Origin of the sequence: Burkholderia sp. LMG 13014, from assembly GCF_905232215.1 — a bacterium.
In the GTDB taxonomy this organism is placed as follows: domain Bacteria; phylum Pseudomonadota; class Gammaproteobacteria; order Burkholderiales; family Burkholderiaceae; genus Burkholderia.
The window spans coordinates 1-2,203 of the sequence record NZ_CAJNKE010000802.1; the positions used below are offsets into that span (position 1 = coordinate 1).

Sequence of the window (2,203 nt, forward strand, 5' to 3'; positions counted from 1 at the left end):
CGGTGTCGGCGCTCAGCACGCAGCGCGCACGGCTGGCGGCATGACATGTCGCAGGTTCGCTCCTGCCCATGCCGACAGGCTTCACGCGGCCCCAACCGCGCCCCGCCCTGGCCGTCAGCGATGCTTCTCGCCGTGCCGCTTGCGCCGATGCGCTTCGCGCGCCTGCAGCAGCGACGGCATCAGTTCCTCGATGTATTGCCGCGCCTGCCCGCGCGTGACGATCTCGCTGAAGCGCTGATGGGCCTTGTCATGACCGACCAGCGCCGCATGCGCTTTCTTCAGGATGTGCAGATACGCGATCAGGCTCGTGCCGTCGCGCACCGGCAATGCATCGCGCGGGTCGAATGTCGGTGTCGTGCTCATGATCCGATCCTTTGCGGGCAGTCGCTGCGGCACGTCGTGGTGACGAGCGCCAGCAGGTCGTTCGCGAGACGGTCGCGGTCGGTCAGCGGTGCCACGCCGAACAGCCGCTCGAGCGTCGCGGCGACCGACGCATGATCGTACGGCGTATGGTCGACCTGCCCGGCCGCGACCCACGGTGAAATCACGATCGCCGGCACCCGCACGCCGTATACGTCGAACCCGAAGCCGCTCGCGTTCAGCGTCGCCGCCGCGCCATCGTTCGGCGGCGGCGCAGCGCCCGGCCTGACCGAATCGTAGAAGCCGCCGTGTTCGTCGTAGCAGATCACGAGCAGGCTGCTGTTCCACACCGGCGAATTGCGGATCGCGTTGTACACACGCGCGGCGAGCTGGTCGCCGCCGGCGAGGCCGTCCATCGGGTGTTGCGAGCTGCCGTTCTGGTAGGTGCCGTGCACGATGTCGCCGTAACCGGGCTCGATGAACGTATAGCGCGCCGTATAGCCGGCCGCGAGATCGGCCTCGAAATGCGCGAGATCGTCGACGTCGAAGAAGCTGATGCCCTTCAGCGACGCGACCTGCGGCACGTGGCCGAGCGGATCGCCCGTCTGGTCCTGGTAGATGCGCCAGTTGTCGTCGCCAAGCGCGGCGAAGATCGAACCCTTCGGATACGGAAAGCCGTCGAACGCGTCCCATCCGGCCATTTCTTCCTTGGTCGGCGAATGGTCGAGCCCGGCCGACGACGCACCGTGCAGGAAGAAGCGGTTCGGCCAGGTCGGCCCCGGCATCGACGCATGCCATGCGTCGCACAGCACGAACGCGTTCGCGAGCGCATACAGCGACGGCGCCTGCGTCGCGATATCGACGCCCTGCATGATCTTGCCTGCATCGGCCGGCTGCGGCGGTATGCCTTCGGAATGCGACGTCGCGTAGTTCGACACGAACCCGGTGTTGCCGACCGGCGGATACGGCTGCCCTTTCACGAACGGCACGCCCGCGCCGCAGAGCTGCTCGAGCACGTCGGTGAATTCGTGGCACGGATCGGTCGGCATCCGGTCGGGCGCACCGCCGCCGAACGGATAAACCGCGTCGCCGTACGCGTTGCTGTTGCCCGGCGATGCGGCAACGATGTCGGGATAGCCCGACAGCGCGAACAGGTGATCGAAAGAACGGTTCTCGAGCATCAGCACGAACACGTGCTGGATGCGGTCCTGAACCGACGGGGATGCGGGGGCTGCGTCTGCACTCATGGCGCCTCCTGGCGTCGCGCGACGAAAGTCCTGCTGGCACGGTCGTTGGCCCGCTGAAAGCCACTGAAGGGATTGAAAGCCGTGGCGCGGGCTGCGAATTGCCGACGAGTGTACGACCGCGCCGGCCCGCGCGTAAAGCCGCACGCGAACCGCGTTGCGGCGCGTACGTTCAGCCGTCGGCCGGCGCGGTTCTCGGCGTGACGACATCGCGCGTCGGCCGCGCACCGAACATCCGCGCGTATTCGCGGCTGATCCGCGACGCGCTTTCGTCGCCGACGCGATACGCGCCGTTTCCGCGTTCACCGCGCCCGCCCCCTCGGCGCATCGAGGGGTTGGGCCGGACGGCACTCTGATCGTTGACTTTCGCCGATCGGCCCGATACGATCGATGCACTTTCAAGACGCCCTCCCGGTCCGCCGGGAGGGCGTTTCGTTTTGGTTCCTCCAACCAAAAGGAAACCTCTTGAAATGAACCGTATCGACACCCTCGCCTCCGGCCCCAATGGCGGCCTCGGCTATCTGCAGCATGGCACGGGCCCCGAATGCGTGATGGTCCTGCACGACTGGCTCGGCGACCACACGAACTACACGGCGCTG

General features: G+C 67.1%; 2 protein-coding genes. Both read right to left on the bottom strand.

Features of this window, described 5'->3' with window-relative positions; all coding sequences use genetic code 11:
• Positions 1 to 114: 114 nt before the first annotated feature.
• On the bottom strand, positions 115 to 363 hold the full coding sequence (locus JYJ84_RS34770; RefSeq protein ID WP_122947145.1) for a hypothetical protein: 249 nt from the start codon (positions 361 to 363) through the stop codon (positions 115 to 117).
• The gene (locus JYJ84_RS34775) at positions 360 to 1,607 is read right to left on the bottom strand and encodes an alkaline phosphatase family protein (RefSeq protein WP_122947146.1); all 1,248 of its coding nucleotides are present in this window, start codon (positions 1,605 to 1,607) and stop codon (positions 360 to 362) included. The genes JYJ84_RS34770 and JYJ84_RS34775 overlap by 4 nt, the downstream gene beginning before the upstream one ends.
• Between the last annotated feature and the right edge of the window lie 596 nt (positions 1,608 to 2,203).